Annotated in this window: 16 protein-coding genes and 1 other RNA gene; 4 read left to right on the forward strand and 13 right to left on the reverse strand. The window is 65.3% G+C overall.

The window, feature by feature from the left end; all coding sequences use genetic code 11:
* Window positions 1-6 precede the first annotated feature (6 nt).
* The 5 genes from ffs to ASD76_RS06700 form a co-directional block, all read right to left on the reverse strand.
* Window positions 7-101, reverse strand: an RNA gene (gene ffs, locus ASD76_RS17860) — signal recognition particle sRNA small type.
* Window positions 102-164: 63 nt separating this feature from the next.
* A complete protein-coding gene (locus tag ASD76_RS06685; protein WP_055920211.1) occupies window positions 165-443 on the reverse strand; it encodes an ETC complex I subunit in 279 nt (92 codons plus the stop codon).
* 33 nt (window positions 444-476) lie between these two features.
* Window positions 477-2,900 carry an ATP-dependent helicase HrpB gene (gene hrpB, locus ASD76_RS06690; protein ID WP_235506544.1) on the reverse strand — a complete coding sequence of 808 codons (2,424 nt, stop codon included), beginning with the start codon at window positions 2,898-2,900 and terminating at the stop codon, window positions 477-479.
* 44 nt (window positions 2,901-2,944) lie between these two features.
* Window positions 2,945-3,322: a DUF1801 domain-containing protein gene (locus ASD76_RS06695; RefSeq protein WP_055923021.1), complete on the reverse strand. Its 378-nt coding sequence runs from the start codon at window positions 3,320-3,322 to the stop codon at window positions 2,945-2,947.
* Between the two features lie 12 nt (window positions 3,323-3,334).
* Window positions 3,335-4,345 (reverse strand): polyprenyl synthetase family protein, encoded by a 1,011-nt coding sequence (locus ASD76_RS06700; RefSeq protein WP_055920217.1) that lies wholly within the window; start codon window positions 4,343-4,345, stop codon window positions 3,335-3,337.
* A gap of 65 nt (window positions 4,346-4,410) precedes the next feature.
* Between ASD76_RS06700 and ASD76_RS06705 the strand changes: the two genes are divergently transcribed.
* Window positions 4,411-4,716 carry a chorismate mutase gene (locus ASD76_RS06705; RefSeq protein WP_055920219.1) on the forward strand — a complete coding sequence of 102 codons (306 nt, stop codon included), beginning with the start codon at window positions 4,411-4,413 and terminating at the stop codon, window positions 4,714-4,716.
* A 48-nt stretch (window positions 4,717-4,764) separates the two neighbouring features.
* On the opposite strand, the gene ASD76_RS06710 is transcribed toward ASD76_RS06705, so the two are convergent.
* The 5 genes from ASD76_RS06710 to ASD76_RS06730 form a co-directional block, all read right to left on the reverse strand.
* On the reverse strand, window positions 4,765-5,265 hold the full coding sequence (locus ASD76_RS06710; RefSeq protein ID WP_055920221.1) for a hypothetical protein: 501 nt from the start codon (window positions 5,263-5,265) through the stop codon (window positions 4,765-4,767).
* Window positions 5,266-5,417: 152 nt separating this feature from the next.
* Window positions 5,418-6,887: a sensor histidine kinase gene (locus tag ASD76_RS06715; RefSeq protein WP_414826685.1), complete on the reverse strand. Its 1,470-nt coding sequence runs from the start codon at window positions 6,885-6,887 to the stop codon at window positions 5,418-5,420.
* The gene (locus ASD76_RS06720) at window positions 6,835-7,515 is read right to left on the reverse strand and encodes a response regulator transcription factor (RefSeq protein WP_055920224.1); all 681 of its coding nucleotides are present in this window, start codon (window positions 7,513-7,515) and stop codon (window positions 6,835-6,837) included. The genes ASD76_RS06715 and ASD76_RS06720 overlap by 53 nt, the downstream gene beginning before the upstream one ends.
* Window positions 7,516-7,605: 90 nt before the next feature.
* Window positions 7,606-7,944 carry a PepSY domain-containing protein gene (locus ASD76_RS06725; protein ID WP_055920226.1) on the reverse strand — a complete coding sequence of 113 codons (339 nt, stop codon included), beginning with the start codon at window positions 7,942-7,944 and terminating at the stop codon, window positions 7,606-7,608.
* A gap of 78 nt (window positions 7,945-8,022) precedes the next feature.
* Window positions 8,023-8,730, reverse strand: coding sequence for an SIMPL domain-containing protein (locus ASD76_RS06730; RefSeq protein ID WP_055920229.1), 708 nt, complete (start codon window positions 8,728-8,730; stop codon window positions 8,023-8,025).
* 166 nt (window positions 8,731-8,896) lie between these two features.
* On the opposite strand from ASD76_RS06730, the gene ASD76_RS06735 reads away from it, so the two are divergent.
* Window positions 8,897-10,693 (forward strand): ABC-F family ATP-binding cassette domain-containing protein, encoded by a 1,797-nt coding sequence (locus ASD76_RS06735; RefSeq protein ID WP_055920232.1) that lies wholly within the window; start codon window positions 8,897-8,899, stop codon window positions 10,691-10,693.
* A gap of 224 nt (window positions 10,694-10,917) precedes the next feature.
* Here the strand turns inward: ASD76_RS06735 and ASD76_RS06740 are convergent, their stop codons facing one another.
* On the reverse strand, window positions 10,918-12,720 hold the full coding sequence (locus ASD76_RS06740; RefSeq protein ID WP_055920234.1) for a DUF885 domain-containing protein: 1,803 nt from the start codon (window positions 12,718-12,720) through the stop codon (window positions 10,918-10,920).
* Between the two features lie 87 nt (window positions 12,721-12,807).
* Entirely contained in the window at window positions 12,808-13,281 is a 474-nt protein-coding gene (locus ASD76_RS06745) for a DUF6456 domain-containing protein (RefSeq protein ID WP_055923025.1), read from the reverse strand.
* 90 nt (window positions 13,282-13,371) lie between these two features.
* On the opposite strand from ASD76_RS06745, the gene ASD76_RS06750 reads away from it, so the two are divergent.
* Both ASD76_RS06750 and ASD76_RS06755 read left to right on the forward strand, forming a co-directional pair.
* Complete coding sequence (locus ASD76_RS06750) at window positions 13,372-13,944, forward strand: helix-turn-helix domain-containing protein (RefSeq protein WP_055920237.1); 573 nt, start codon at window positions 13,372-13,374, stop codon at window positions 13,942-13,944.
* Window positions 13,944-15,125 (forward strand): glycosyltransferase, encoded by a 1,182-nt coding sequence (locus ASD76_RS06755; RefSeq protein ID WP_055920240.1) that lies wholly within the window; start codon window positions 13,944-13,946, stop codon window positions 15,123-15,125. Before ASD76_RS06750 ends, ASD76_RS06755 begins: the two co-directional genes overlap by 1 nt.
* Here ASD76_RS06755 and secF read toward each other — a convergent pair.
* Complete coding sequence (secF, locus tag ASD76_RS06760) at window positions 15,122-16,096, reverse strand: protein translocase subunit SecF (RefSeq protein WP_055920242.1); 975 nt, start codon at window positions 16,094-16,096, stop codon at window positions 15,122-15,124. The genes ASD76_RS06755 and secF overlap by 4 nt on opposite strands.
* Window positions 16,097-16,105: the final 9 nt, after the last annotated feature.

Consider the following 16,105-nt stretch of genomic DNA (forward strand, 5'->3'; position numbering starts at 1 on the left):
GTTAGAGAAATAGGAGCCGGGCGACCCGCTGCCATCCGTTGTGGCTGCTTCCTTCCGGACCTGACCAGGTTGGCGGACGCGAACGTCCACCCGACTCCCGGGCGGGCATATGGCGGGCAGTCTGGCGGATTGCAAGGCGCTAACGCGCCCCTGAGCGCGAGACTTTAGCGGAAGTTGTCCGCGTAAGCCTGAAGCTTGAGCCGCCGAGGCGGCGATTCGTGGAGCTTGGCGTCGATGCCGTACTTCTCGGCATAGGCGATCGCGGCTTCCTTGTTCGGAAAGCGCAGCGAGAGCTGCTGGCGGGTGTCGCCGCTGCCGGCCCAGCCCATCAAGGGATCGGGCTTCTTCGCCTCCGCCGGAACGAAGTCGAGGACCCACTGACTGGTGAGCGCCTTGCCGGACTGCATGGCGTTCTTCGGGCGCTGGTAGATACGAGCCTGCATGGCCCACGCCTTTCCTTCGGAACGGCGACGAAATCAAGAGCGCAGAAAGGCGTTCTTCGTCTTGAGGCTCGGCGCTTCGGTCCAAGGCTCCTCCGGCCACCGGTGCTTGGGGTAGCGCCCCTTCATCTCCTTGCGCACATCGGCCCAGCTTCCGCGCCAGAATCCCGGCAAGTCGCGCGTCGCCTGGAGCGGACGGCCCGCGGGGCTGGTGAGCTTGAGAAGCAGCGGCGTATTTCCGATCATCGGATGCCGCTCAAGCCCGAACAGCGCCTGCACGCGAACCTCGACGCAGGGGGCATCGGGGCCGGAATAGTCGATCGGATGGGTCGTACCGGCGGGCGTTTCAAATTCGCGCGGGGCCAGCTTGTCGAGCCGTTGGCGCGTGTCCCAGTCGAGCAGGCCCAGCAAGGCGTCGGTCAGCTTTCCCTTGGAAACCTCAAGGTCGCGCCGCCCGTGAAGTAAGGGCGCGAGCCACTCCTCTGCCGTTTCGGCGAGGCGCACGGGATCGAGCGCCTCGACCCCGGTAAAGGCGGCTCGGGTCCGGAGGTCTATCGGCAGGATATCCTCAAGGTTCTGCACGGCCTTTTCCACAAGCAGCGCGGTTACGGCGTCAGCATCGGGCTTGGGATCGGGCCCGCTCACCAGCGTGATGGCGCCGAGCCGGCGCTCCAGCCGCGCCTCCACCCGCTCTCCGGTCCAGCGGAGCACCGAGCGACGCTCAACACGTTGGCCCAACCATTGCTCGACTTCAGCGGTCGTCAGCGGCAGCGCGGCGGTGATCCGCGCTGACTGCGCCCTGCCCTGCGCATCGCCGATGGCGAGCCATTCAGCCGACGCGAGCGGTGAAGCCGGATCGAGCGAGTACCCGCGCCCGCCGGCAGAGAGCCAGCTTTCGCCGGTGACGTCACGACGTCGCGCGAGGTTATCGGGCAGAGCGAGAGCGAGGAGGATGCCGAGGGGCGGCAATGGTCCGTCCACTGGTCCCTTGCGAAGGCCGCGCGTTTTCGCCGCCCAGCCCTCTGCCAGCTTGGCCGACGCCTTGGCGCGAGACGACCGATCTCCATCCCATCGGGTGAGGCGCTGAGCCAGGTCCTCGCCCTTCCCGCCCAAGCCCCGCTCCTGCAACAGCAGAGCGAGCTTCGCCGCTTCGAGCGCAGCCCCATGCTCGGAGCCGAACAGGAGCATGGCGGCCTGCCACGGTTCCATCGGCAGCGCCGCTATCCGGCGCCCGCGTTCGGTTATCTTACCCTCACCGTCGAGCGCATCCAGCTTCGCAAGTCGGTCGCGAGCAGCACTCAAGGCCGCAGACGGCGGCGGATCGAGCCACGCCAACTTCGACGGATCGCCCACGCCCCACTGCGCCAGGGCGAGCAGCAGCGGCGCGAGATCGGCAGTCACGATCTCGGGAGGATCAAACGCCTCCCGGCCCGAATGCGCGGCCTCTTCCCACAGGCGGTAAGCCACGCCGGGCGACTGCCTTGCCGCGCGCCCCGCCCTTTGCGCGGCGGCAGCCTGGCTGGAGCGGCGGGTAACGAGGTGCGTGACCCCGGCGGCGATGTCGAACTCGGCCCGTCGCGATAGACCGCTGTCGACCACTACCGAAACACCGTCGAGCGTGATCGACGTCTCCGCAATGCTTGTGGCGAGCACGATCCGGCGGCGGCCTTCTGGGTCACGGCGGATCGCGGCGCGTTGGGCGGCAGGCTCGATCTGGCCGTGAAGCGGCAGGATCGGCACATGCGGCAGGCGCTCGGCCAGCCTTTCGCGAGTTCGCTCGATTTCGCCCACGCCCGGAAGGAACGCGAGCAAGTCACCCTCCTCCTCACGCCAGGCGGAGAGGATTGCGCTGGCCATCGCTTCGTCGGTGCGCAGCTCCGGCCGGCTGCCGAACCATCTGATCGCCAGGGGATAGGCCCGCCCCTCGCTCTCGATCACCGACGCGCCGTCGCCGAGCAAGCGCGCGAAGCGGGCGCCGTCGATCGTGGCGGACATGACGAGGATGCGCAGGTCTTCGCGCAGGACGGACTGGCTTTCGATCGCCAAGGCCAGGCCAAGGTCGCTGTCGAGATGCCGCTCGTGCGCTTCGTCGAACAGCACCGCGGAGACGCCCTGTAGTTCCTGATCGCCGAGAATGCGGGAGACGAAGATCGCCTCGGTTACGACGAGAATTCGCGTGGCGGCCGACTGCTTGCTGTCGAGGCGGGTGATATAGCCGACACGCTGGCCGACCGGTTCTCCCAAGAGTTCGGCCATGCGCTCCGCCGCTGCGCGCGCGGCGACGCGGCGTGGACTGAGAAGGATGACCTGACCGGTACACCACGGCTGGTCGATCAGCGCCGGGGCAACGGCAGTGGTCTTGCCCGCACCTGGCGGTGCTACGAGAACGGCGGAGTTCCCGGAACGAAGCGCTCCGAGCAAGTCGGGCAGAACGAAATGGATCGGAAGGTCGGCGCTCACCATCTAGCCCCTACCTGCTTCAGCATTTCCGCGAAAGCGAGTGCCTAGTCGGCCAGGGCCGTGGGATCGCCCACTTCGCGGTTCAACCGCGCCGCCTCGCTAGCCAGTTGGGTAACGACATCACTCTCGATCCTCTCGCCTTCCCGGAAGACGATGTTCCCCAGTTCATACTTCCCGCTCGGTTTGATCCGCGGCTCGATCCCCGTGAGGCGCTTGCCGCGCCAGAAGCCGAACACTACCCGCTCGTCCTCGACGTGAATCAGGATGCACAGCCCGTTGTGGACGAAGACCAGGTTGCCCCATTTGATGATCTCATCGAACGCCGCGGCCGAATTCACCGCGCCTCTCAGCGCGGTCACGAGTTCGGCCTGCCAGCCCGACAACTCGGCGACGAAGGCGTCCGGATTTGCGGCCGCCTTCATCTTCTGCATCGGTCAGTAGCCCCGGCTGACTGCGAACTGGGCCGCTTCGACCATCGCCCGGCGCGCACGCCCGTCGGGGAAGATTGACAGGGCATCGCAAGCGCGCTGCGCGAAATGGCGGGCGCGTTCGCGGGTCGCCGTCACGCAATCGTGGCTACGGATCAGCGCCACCGCGTGGGCGAGGTCCTCGTCTTCGGTGCGGAAACCGGCGATGGCTTCCTGCCAGAAGCGCCGCTCCTGCTCGTCACCGCGCGCGTAGGCGAGGATGACCGGTAGGGTCATCTTGCCCTCGCGGAAGTCGTCGCCGCGGTCCTTGCCCATTTCGGCGGCCGAGCTGTCATAGTCGATGGCGTCGTCAACCAGCTGGAAGGCGATGCCGAGGTTACGACCGTAATCGTCGAGCGCGCGCTCTTCGGCCTCGCTGCATTCAGCAACGACCGCCGAAATGCGGCTGGCGGCGGCGAACAGCGCGGCAGTCTTGGCGCCGATGATGTGGAGGTAGCGCTCTTCGCTGGTTTCGATCCTGCGTTGCGCGGTCAGCTGATCGACTTCGCCCTGCGCGATGATCGCGCTTGCCGACGAGAGGATCTTGAGCACCTTGAGGCTGCCGTCTTCGACCATCAGTTCGAACGCCCGAGCAAACAGGAAATCGCCGACAAGGACCGTGGCCGGATTGCCGAACACGATGTTGGCCGTTTCCTTCCCGCGGCGGGTTTCCGAGCCGTCGACCACGTCGTCATGCAGCAGAGTCGCGGTGTGAATGAACTCGACCGCGGCGGCGAGCTTGTGGTGGCGTGCGCCCTGGTAACCGACCAGATCGGCCCCGGCGAGCGTGAGCATCGGCCGCATGCGCTTGCCGCCGCCAGCGATCAGATGACCGGCAAGCGCGGGAATCAGCGGAATCTCGCTCTGCATCCGGTCGAGAATGGTCGCGTTGACGGAGTTCATCGCCGTCGCCGTCAGCGACAAAATAGGACTGAGCGACGGCTCCTTGACGGGTAAGGGGACGACCTCTGCGCTCATGCGGCGCAGATGGCGACCCGGCGCGCGCTTGGCAAGCGCGGAATCCCTGCTAACCCTGCAAACCTATGGCCAGCCAAGCGCAAACTTCCAAAGCAGACGCGGTCCTTGCGGGTTACCGCAAGTCGATCGACAATATCGATGCCGCCCTGATCCACATGCTGGCCGAGCGGTTTCGCATCACCCAGGCAGTCGGCGAATACAAGGCCGAGTCGGGCTTGCCGGCAAGCGATCCGTCACGAGAGGCCCGCCAGATCGAGCGCCTGCGCGCCCTAGCGGTCGACGCCGATCTCGATCCCGAGTTCAGCGAAAAGTTCATCCGCTTCGTGATCGACGAAGTGATCCGCCACCACCGGCGCGCCGCAGAGAAGTGATTTTCGTTTAGGCGGCAGCCGATCCGGCGGCCGCCCAACCGGCCCGCCTTACGCGGTCGGGATTTCGTCCTGACATTTTTGGAAGACTTGCGTGATCGCGTCCTTCGCGCCGGTCACAGTGAATGACGCTTCGACCCAACGAGCGCGTTCCGGGTTCATCCGCACGTTGAGTTGCTGCGCGCTGGACAGGCCCGTAAGAAGGCGCTGCAGCGTCTTCTCCGTCGTCTGGTTCACAGCCGTCGCCATCTGTTCGTAGAAACGGTAGCGCTCTTCAACGGTCGCTCCGGTATCGAAGCGGAGCTCGATCGGGCGCATCTGAAAGCGGGTGTTGCTCGGCGGAACGAGTTTTTCCTTGGAGATGATCGCCGCGTAGACCGTTCCCTTGCCCGGCTTGTCGCACTTCAGCATCAACTGCGAACCATCTGCGCCCTGGACACCGGCACCAAACGACCCGTCTGCCCCTTCGAAGAAACCCCACGCCGAGTTCTGCGCCTGCGCCGCCACTGAAGTCAGGGCAACGATCGCCGCACCCGCTACCAAATATCGCATTTCCCTATCTCCCTAACCCTCAAGTCCCGATCCGACAGGTCAGGATACGCGCCCCCTCCTGCCACTTCTCTTTGCTCAAGTTTCTGGCCGAATTTCATCCAGCTAGGGTGCATCCTAACGGCTCGAAACTTGCGGGGCAACGCCCCGAATGGTCATCCAGCTCGCGGCAGCCGGAGCGTGACCATCAGGCCTCCTAGATCCTCGCTCTCGCCCAATTCCACCTCGCCGCCGTAGATCTCCACCACGTCGCGCACGATGGCGAGGCCAAGGCCAGTCCCGGGCTTCTCGGTGTCGAGCCGGGCGCCGCGCGAAAACAGCTTCGCCCGATCGCTCTCCGAAATGCCGCGACCGTCGTCTTCGATCCAGATGTCGCAGAGCCTGGCGCCCGGCACGGCATCCACCGTCACAAAGACGCTGCCACCGCCGTACTTCGCGGCATTTTCGACGAGGTTGCCGAGGATCTCGTCCAGGTCCTGACGCTCCATGGCCACGAACGCCGCGTCCGACCCGTCGGTGTCGAAGCGAACCTTGGGATAGAGCCGCGCCACCGCACGTTCCACGCCTTCGACCGATTGCAGGACGTTGGTGCGCGAATGGCCCATCGCACGGCGCCCGACGGCGCGGGCCCGGGCGAGATGGTGATCGACCTGGCGGCGCATGGTCGCCGCTTCCCGCAGGACTGTCGTGTCGAGGTCCGGCGAATGGGCCGAGGCGGCGTTGGTCAGGACCGTCAGCGGTGTCTTGAGCGCATGGGCGAGATTGCCGGCATGGGTGCGGGCTTCCTCGGCCTGACGCTCCGAATGGGCGAGCAAGGCGTTGAGCTCCTCGACCATGGGCTGAACTTCGAGCGGCAAGGGGTCGGTTACGCGATTGGCCCTGGCGGTCCGCACGTGCGTGATCGCCCTGCGGATGCGGCGCAACGGGCCAAGGCCGTACCACGTCTGCAACCCCGCCATGAGGAACAAGCCTATCCCGAGCACCGCGAAGCTCCACACCAGAATCGAACGGATGTCGGAGATTTGCTGGTCGAGTTCGTTGCGATCCCCGGCCACGACGAACTGCCAGTCGTTGTCGCTCCCGGGTATGCGGATGGTCTGTTCGACTACCCGGAGGGGTTCGTCGGGGAATTGGCGTGAGTTGTAATAGGTCGGCGCATCGCGGGAGACTCTCCCGCTGGTTTCGAGCGTGCGGTCCCACAGCGAGCGTGACGGCGTGGGCTCATGCCCTTCGCCGTTGATCTGCCAGTAGAGGCCGCTGTTCGGCTCGAGGAACCGCTGGTCGCCGAGCGCGCGGTTGAACCAGATCTCGCCTTCCGGGGCGATCTCCGCCGACGAGATCAGCGCGATCAGCGAGTATTGCAGCCGATCGTCGAACTCCCTGGTCAGCAGGTCGTTCAGTGTCCTGTCGAGCGCCACGCCGCCGAGCAACAGCAGGATCGAGATCCAGCCGGCCGCAATCACCATCATCCGGCGCGCAAGGCTGCCGGTGTGCTGCGGCGGCCCCTTCGCTTCGCTGCTCGCTTCCGCCGACGGCAAGTCCGCCGGCACGGCGCTTACCGCAGCGGGCGCCTCATTCGCCGCGCGAGGGGTCGTCGGGGTCGTCGAGGCTGTAGCCGAGGCCACGGATGGTGGTGATGACATTAGCACCCAACTTCTTGCGAATACGGGTGACGAAGACCTCGATCGTATTCGAATCGCGGTCGAAATCCTGATCGTAGATGTGTTCGATCAGTTCGGTACGGCTGACCACCTTGCCCTTGTGGTGCATGAGGTAGCTGAGCAGCTTGTATTCCTGAGCGGTGAGCTTGACCGGCTCCCCGGCCAGCGTGACCCGGCCCGAGCGCGTGTCGAGACGCACACCGCCGGCGGTCAGTTCCGAGCTGGCATTGCCCGAAGCGCGGCGAATGAGCGCGCGCAGGCGGGCGATGAGTTCTTCGGTTTGGAATGGCTTGGCGAGATAGTCGTCCGCCCCGGCATCGAGCCCGGCGACCTTGTCCGACCAGGAATCGCGCGCCGTCAGCACCAGGACCGGGAAATTCCGCCCTTCCCGGCGCCACATCCCGAGCACGGTCAGGCCATCGATCTCCGGCAGGCCGAGATCGAGAATTGCGGCGTCGTATTGTTCGGTCGAGCCGAGGAAATGCCCGTCCTCCCCGTCGGTGGAAAGGTCCACCGCATAGCCGGTCTGTTCCAGTGTTGATTTCAACTGCTGGCCCAGCGTCGGTTCGTCCTCGACGATCAGGATGCGCATTCATATTCCCCTGCTTTGACGCGGCCCACGATGTGGGCTTTTGAACGAAACGCGTCAACGGGGTGGCCGTTTCCGGCAAGTTCCGGATACTTATTTGGATACGCGCAGCACGCGGCCGGTACGTGCGTCGACGTCGACCCAGGTGACCTGGCCTTCCTTGATGAACTTGAGGCGATAGGCGCTCGCGACGGAATCGTACTCGAAGCCAAGGTAATCACTGCCCCTCATCTGCGGCACGATGCGACGTTCGATATCCCGCGATGACAGGTTGCGGCCCGCGTTCATCTCCTCGCGCGCGGTCGCCTGATCGCTGCGCGACGAATCGCCATGGTTCCCGTTACCCCTGTCGCGGTGTTGCGCGGCCGCAGGGGCGGTTAGGCCGCTGGCACATAGGACTGCCGCGGCAAGAGAGGCGATAAGCTTGCGCATAACGCCTGTCTGCCTAGGGCTATGGCATTGAACAAGGTGTGAATGCCGCAGTGCGGTGCAATTCAGGTTGAGGTGTGGCTATCGGGTCAACTCGTAAGTCACCGTAACGGTGACACCAGCCTGCACCATGCCTGGCTGCACCGGGGTAGAAGCATCGGCCGCGGCTTGGGCCTGCATCCTGAACATCGGCATCGGCCCTTGCTGGGAGATACCCTCGCGCACTTGCAGCAAGCGGACGTCGGCGAAGCCCGCCCCTCGTGCATAATCGAGTGCCAGCGCCCGCGCGGTGGCCATGGCGGTCTGCCTTGCCTGGGCGCGCGCGCCGGTATCGTCGTCGACCGAGAATTCCGGACCGCCAATGTCGGTGGCTCCCGCTGCGACCAGCGCGTCGAGCACTTCACCGGTGCGGGAGACGTCGCGCAGCTTGACGCTGACCCGGTTCGACACCTGGAACCCACGGAACACCTGCCGCTGCGTATCGCGGTCGAAATCGTATTGCGGGCCGAGATTGATCCCGGTCGTCTGAATGTCGCGTTCCGGTATGCCAAGCTGCTTGATCCGAGCGGTCACCGCGGTCATCGCCTGGGCGTTCGCCCGCATGGCCTCGTTCGCGGTCGGTGCTTGAGTGGTCACCCCGGCGCTGACAGTGACGATGTCGGGCGCGACTTCCACGCTTTCATTGACCGTCAGCTCGACCACCGGCCCGCTGGAGGTGACTTGCACCTGGGCATCTGCCGGGGCGGCAAGCGCAGCGGAAGCAAGGACAGGCAGGACGTATCGTATCATCGCGGTATCTCCGTTCGAATGCGCCTTGGCTGCGCGTCTGGCGATTACGCGCAGCTTAACCGTGGGGTTCCTTCCCAAGACGGTGCCGACGGGCCGGAGCCTTTCTCACCAACCTCGAAAGGTCACGATTGCCTAAGCTGCGGGAAAGGCTCTAAGCGCCGCGCCCATGGCTGAAGCACCGATCCTCTCCTGGGAAGGCCTGGGACTACAGCAAGGCGGCCGCTGGCTGTTTCGCGACCTCGACCTGCACATCGGCCCGCGCGACAGGCTTGCGCTGATCGGCCGCAACGGCGCGGGCAAGACGACCTTGCTCAAGCTGATCGCGAACATGATCGAGGCCGACAAGGGCAAGCGTTCGATCCAGCCCGGCACCCGCGTAGTGCTGATGGAGCAGGAGCCGAACTTCGCGCCGTTCGAGACGCTGATGGACTTCGCCTTGTCAGGCGACGACGCGCCAAAACAGCACGAAGTCGAGGCGATTGCCGGCCAGCTGGGGATCGACATGAGCCGCCCTTCGGCCACCGCCAGCGGCGGCGAGAAGCGCCGCGCCTCGATCGCGCGCGCTCTCGCCCAAGACCCTGACCTGCTGTTGCTGGACGAACCGACCAACCACCTCGACCTTGCGGCGATCGACTGGCTGGAAAGCTGGCTCAACCGCTTCAAAGGCGCCTTCATCGCCATCAGCCACGACCGTACGTTCCTGAAGCGCCTGACCCGCGCCACCCTGTGGCTCGACCGCGGGTCGATCCGGCGCAAGGAAGTGGGCTTCGGTGGCTACGAGGCTTGGGAAGAGCAAGTCTACGCCGAGGAAACTCGCGCGGCCGAGAAGCTCGATGCCAGGCTGAAGCTCGAAGCGCATTGGCTGGAACGCGGCGTGACCGCGCGGCGCAAGCGCAACCAGGGCCGGCTCGAAGCGCTCCATCGCATGCGGGCGCAGCGCGCGGCGATGATCGGCAAGGCGGGCACCGCCAAGCTCGGGCTCGAGTCCGAGGCTGAAGTGCGGACCAAGTCGGTGATTGTCGCAGAGAACGTGACCAAGCGCTTCGGCGAACGCACCGTGATCCGCAACTTCACCCTGCGTATCCAGCGCGGCGACCGGATCGGCGTCGTCGGTGCGAACGGCGCGGGCAAGACCACGCTGCTCAAGCTGCTGACCGGTGAAATGGCGCCCGACGAGGGTTCGGTGACGATCGCCAAGACACTCCTCGGCGTCATGATCGACCAGCAGCGCAGCTTGCTGGCCGCCGACAAGAAGGTGCGCGACATCCTGGCCGAAGGCGGCGACTGGGTCGATGTGCGCGGGGTGCGCAAGCACGTGCAGGCCTATCTCAAGGACTTCCTGTTCGAACCGTCACTGGTCGATACGCCCATCGCCGCGCTCTCGGGCGGGGAGCGGTCGCGCCTGCTGCTGGCGCGTGAGTTTGCCCGCAAGTCGAACCTGCTGGTGCTCGACGAGCCGACCAACGACCTCGACCTCGAAACGCTCGACCTGCTGCAGGAAGTGATCGCCGATTACGACGGTACGGTCCTGATCGTCAGCCACGACCGCGACTTCCTCGACCGGACGGTGACCGTCACCCTCGGTCTCGACGGTTCAGGCACGGTCGACATTGTCGCCGGTGGTTATGAGGACTGGGAGGCGAAGCGGAAGAAGCCCACCGCTCCCGCCACGAAGAAGCCGGTGCGCGAACCCGCCCCCACGGCCGCGCCGAGTTCGTCGGCCCCGGCGAAGAAGACCAAGCTCACTTACAAGGACCAACGCGACTACGACCTGCTCCCAGCGCGGATCGAGGAACTCGACGCTGAAATCGTCAAGGGCGAGCATGCGTTGGCTGACCCTGACCTCTACACCCGCGATCCGGCGCAGTTCGGGCGCCTGACCGAGAAGCTCGACAAGCTCCGTACCGAAAAGGATGCGGCCGAGGAGCGGTGGTTGGCGTTGGCGGAAATGGTTGAGGGTTGAGCTCCTCTCCGAGCTTATCTCGGGGAGGTGGCGCGTGCCGCAGGCACGTGACGGAGGGGTAAGCGGACGAACGCTGGTGGTTCGACAAGCTCACCACAAACGGTGTTGGGATCGGAGTTGTATCCAACCTCCGTTCGTCCTGAGCTTGTCGAAGGACACCCCTCCACCATCCACTTCGTGTATGGTCCCCCTCCCCGAGCGAGCTCGGGGAGGATCTAAGACGGCTAAGCCGCTTTCACCCGTGCGGCCCACGCCGCCACTCGTTCGTCCAACATCTCGAGCGGCATGCTGCCTTCTTTGAGGATCTCGTGGAACTGCCGCAGGTCGAACTTCGCCCCTAGCTCCTGTTCGGAGCGGCGGCGCAAGCGGACCCACTCGTTCTGGCCGATCTTGTAGCTGCAGGCCTGCCCCGGCGAAGCGCAGTAACGCTCGATCTCGCGCTGGGCCATCGGCCTGGCGTAACCGGTGTTGGCCACGAGATAGTCGGTCGCCTGTTCGCGGGTCCAGCGCTTGGCGTTGAGGCCGGTATCGACCACCAGACGCGCCGCGCGGAACAACCAGCTCTGCAGCGCCCCGGCCTTCTCGATCCCGGTGTATCCGCCCAGTTCGTCGGCCACCATTTCGGCGTAAAGCGCCCAGCCCTCGCCATGCGCTGACAGCCAGTAGTTCTTGAGCAGCAGCGGCAGGTCCTTGTCCTGCTGCAGTAGGCTCAAGTGCAAGTGATGCCCCGGCACGCCCTCATGGTAAGTCAGCGCCGGCAGGGTGAACTTCGGCCACTCGGCGGTGTCCTTGAGGTTGATCCAGTAGATCGCCGGGCGCGAGCCATCGAGCGAGGCGACGTTGTAGTAGCCGCTCGGCGCTCCGTCCTGGATCTCCACCGGCACCCGTTTAACCACAAGCGGCTGGCTCGGGATCGTGGCGAAGGCCATGGGCAGCTTGGCCTGCATCGCCTCGACACCGTGGTTGAGCGAGGCAATCAGGGCCTCGCGCCCGCCATCGTCATTGGGGAAGAGCTGGTCGGGCCGCTCGCTAAGCTGGATCAGCCGCTCTCCGACCGTGCCACTGGTCAGCCCATCCGCCCGCATCAGCTTGTCGAGCTCGGCGGTGATTTCGGCGACCTGTTCGACGCCGGTCCGATGAATCTCTTCGGGCGAGAGAGAGGTGGTGGTGAAGTAGTCCAGCGCCTGGGCATAGATTTCATCGCCGCGCGGCACGCGCCACACGCCGTCGCCAGCGGGCGTGTTCGGCCGTAGCCCCTTCAGCAATTCCAGCTGGCGCCGCAGCGCAGGATAGACTCCTCCCTCGACCAGCTTGGTCGCTCGCGCCTGCCAATCACCAGAGAGGTTCTTGGCACCGGCACGGCGAACGAGAGAGCGGACCATGTTGTTCTCGCCGGGCGCAGGTCGGAGCTGCGCTTCGAGCTGGCCCATCGCCAGATCGAGCGACCAACCAGGCGCGAGATAGCCCCGCGCCGCATCGGCCTGCTGGTTATCGCTTTGCTCGTCGAGCCGGTCGGGAAAGGCCTCGAGGCGCGAAAGGTAAGCCTCGGCATCGGCAGCGGTCTCCACGGGATGAGTGGAATCGAGGAAGTCGGGGATCGAGAAGTAGACCCCATCCTGCTGGCTGATGCGATAAGGCGCGCCGACATGCTGGATGCCGAACGGCTCCGAGATCAGCCGCTTCCCCAGCAGATATTCGACAAGCTCACGCCGCACCTGCCAGGTTTCTGACAGACCTTTCGGAGAGATCGCCTTGACCTCGGCGAGCATCTTGCGGGCATGATCCGCTCCCGCGCGTTCTGCAGCCGGCCCCGTCCGGTCGAGGCGCGAGCGCATCGCGGCGTCAGCCCCAGTGTCGAGCCCGAGCGAGGTCATCGATTGCGGGCTGAGCAGCATGTCGCCGCGAAAGGTCCGGTCGATAACGTCCCGCAGGGCCGCGTCACCCTGGGTCTGAGCGAAGGCCGGCCAGGGAACGCTCGCCGCGATCGCCGCTGCGCCGGTGCTGACCAGGAATTGCCGTCTTTTCATGTGCCACCCATAAATCGAACTGAATGAGCGGGGTCTGGCAGGTTGCCGCACGTCGCTCAATTGCGCGCGGCCCCTTTTCGATGAACGTCAACGAATGCGATAGAAGTCCGCCACCCGGTCGAGCGCCAGCTTCAGGACGAGCTTGCCGCTGCGCGCGGGCCAGTCGAGCGCCTTTTCCGCTGTCGGCAGGGTCTCGCAAGCGCAGACGACGCGCCAGAGGATGTCCTCCAGCCCCTTGCCCGCTGCGGCCACTGCCCCATCGAAGCGGCTGCGGGCTGCGATCTGCTTTTCGGTGGGCGACAGGCCACCGGCGCCAGCGCCCTTGAGACGGACCGGGCTCCAACTCATCGTGATCGACGCGGCGAGGTTGGCCCGTTCGTAATCAGACCGTAGTCGTTCCCCGGCATCGAACAGCCGGTCTTCGAGGTGGCCATGCGCGTGAAGCCAACCAAGCGGCGATTCTCCAAGGTTCACGGTGACGCTCCGCCGCCGCCTGACGACGCCGTTTCGCCGGCGCGGACCTTCTGGCGTGAGTTCACGTTCTACGAGTTTGCGACGCATGCGAATCTCCTGCAAAGCCGAATCGAACCTTGCCAAATCAGCATGGTTGTAGGAAAGTGAAAAAACCAAATTGGTTATAGGGGTCAGAACGTGATCAATCGCATTCGGGATATTCGCAAGCAGAAGAACATGACCTTGGCGGAAGTCGCGGCTGCTTGCGATCCGCCGACGACGGCCCAGACGATCGGCCGTCTCGAAACGGGCATGCGCAACCTCTCGCTGGTATGGATGAACCGCATTGCCGAGGCTCTCGGTGTCGATCCGGAGCTTCTGGTTAAGGGAGAGACGGGAGAGGCCACCATGATCGTGGCGCGCCTGACCGATAGCGGGGCAGAGGCCCTAGCCACTCCGCGCGATGCCATCCTGCCGACCGACCTTGGCGGAGAGGGTGCGCTGGTTTGCATCACGGTCGAGGCGCCTCAGGGCGAATATCGCGCTGGCGACCAATTGTGGTTGCGGCAGGTGGAAGCCGATGAGGCCCCCAAACTGATTAACCGAGACGTTCTCGTCCCGCGCTCGGGCGGGCGGTTCGCTTTCGGCCGGCTGATTGATCGGCAGGGCACAATGGTCGGCCTGCTCCCTCCGGGAAGCGGACAGCGTCAGATCGTGGTAGATAAGCCGGCATGGCTGGCGGTGGCGGAGATGCTGGTCCGCAAATTGTGATGCGCGTCCTTTCGATCTCGACGCTTTATCCCAACGCGCATCTGCCGCGCTTCGGCACCTTCGTGGCGCGCCAGATGGAAGCACTTGCTGCGCGTGGCGACTGGGACGTGACGGTGATCAATCCGGTAGGCGTTCCGCCGGTACCGATGGGCAAATACGCGGCGCTGGCGAAAGCGGCCGTCACCGACGTCGAAGCCGGCGTCACGGTCCATCGTCCGCGTTTCACCCTGCTCCCCGCGGTGGGTGGACCGGTGAACCCGGCGATGATCGTTCGCGCCGTCCTGCCTCTCGCCAAGCGCCTCCATGCCCTTGCCCCGTTCGACCTGGTCGACGCGCAGTTCTTCTATCCCGACGGCCCCGCAGCCGCGCGTGTCGCGACAGAGCTCGGCGTGCCCCTCTCGATCAAGGCACGCGGTTCCGACATCTCGTTCTGGGGCTCCAAGGGCTATGCCCGCCGCCGGATGCTGCGGGCCGCTGATCAGGCAACCGGACTACTCGCCGTCAGCGAAGCCCTGGCGGCCGAGATGGTCGAGATGGGCTTCCCCGGCGAGAAGATCACGGTGCATTACACCGGCCTCGACAAAACCTTGTTCCGCCCCCTTGGCCGCGAAGTCAGCCGGGCGCGCCTCGCCTTGGACCTGGGTGTGATGGTGGCTCCGGGAGCCCCCTTGCTGGCCAGCGTCGGCGCGCTGATCCCGCGCAAGGGCCAGCAGTTCGTGGTTCGCGCGCTGGCGCGTCTGCCCGAAGCGCATCTGGTGCTGGTGGGCACTGGCCCCGACCGCGGGATGCTGGCCGAGCTGGCCCGCGGTGGCGGCTATGCCGATCGGGTGCACTTCCTCGGGTCGCTCGACCACACCATGCTCCCCGCGGTCCTCTCGGCGGCTGACGCGATGGTGCTGCCTTCCGCGAGCGAGGGGCTTGCCAATGCCTGGGTCGAAGCGCTGGCCTGCGGTTGTCCGGTGGTGATCACCGACGCGGGCGGCGCGCATGAATTGCTCACCGGCCCGGACCAGGGCCGCATCGTCACTCGCGATGCGGAGACGATTGCCGCGGCGGTGCGGGAACTGCTCGACAGCCCCCCTTCACGCGCCGCTGTTGCCGAAGGCGCCGCGCGCTTCAGCTGGGAAGCGAACGCGGCGGCTCTGGCGGAGTATTACGACAGGCTGGTGACGAGGCCTTAGGCCTCGCCGCGCGCCTTGCGATCCTGCACGTCGGCCCGGCTTTCGCTCGGGACGAAGCTGTCCGAAGTGACGCCCAGCCACACCAGTACCGGCGTCGCCATGTAGATCGAGCTGTAGGTACCGACGAAGATGCCGAGGGTGATCGCGGCGGTGAAGCCGAAGATCACATCCGGACCCAGGACCAGCAGCGCGACCAGGGTGATCAGGAGCGAAGTCGAGGTCACGATCGTGCGCGACAGGGTCTCGTTCACCGACAAGTCGAGCAGTTCGGGCAACTGCATGCGGCGGTACTTCTTCAAGTTCTCGCGCACACGGTCGTAGACCACGATGTTGTCGTTCAGCGAGTAGCCGATCAGCGTCAGCAGCGCGGCCACGATGTTGAGGTCGAACTCCAACTGCGTCAGCGCAAACAGGCCGACGGTCAGCGTCACGTCGTGAACCAGCGCGAACAGGGCGCCGACACCGAACTGCCATTCGAACCGGATCCAGATGTAGATCGAGATGCCGACCATCGCGAGCGCGAGAGCCAGCATGCCCGACTGGAACAGCTCGCCGGACACTTTGGCCGACACCGAATCGACGCCGTCCACCCGCACATCGGGATGGTTGGTCTTGAGAGTGGAAACGATGCGCTCGGACATGACGTTCGCCAGGGCCGTCGGGTTCTCGCCTTCCGGAAGCTTCATCCGGATCGAGATCTCGTTCGGCTTGCCGAATTGCTGGATGATCGGTTCCCCGTACCCGAGCTGATCCACTTCCTCGCGCAATTGGGCGAGCGGGGCGGATGGGCTTTCGGTGAAGGTCACGCGGATCATCTGGCCGCCGATGAAGTCGACGCCCAGGTTGAGGCCCTTGGTGGCCACCAGGCCGACCGACGCCGCCATCAGCAGTACGCTGACTACGTAGAACGGCACCCGCCAGCGCAGGAACTTGATGTTCGTGTTGTCGGGAATGAGCTTGAGGAGTTTCATCTCGACAGC

Origin of the sequence: Altererythrobacter sp. Root672 (genome assembly GCF_001427865.1) — a bacterium.
Lineage (GTDB): Bacteria > Pseudomonadota > Alphaproteobacteria > Sphingomonadales > Sphingomonadaceae > Croceibacterium_A.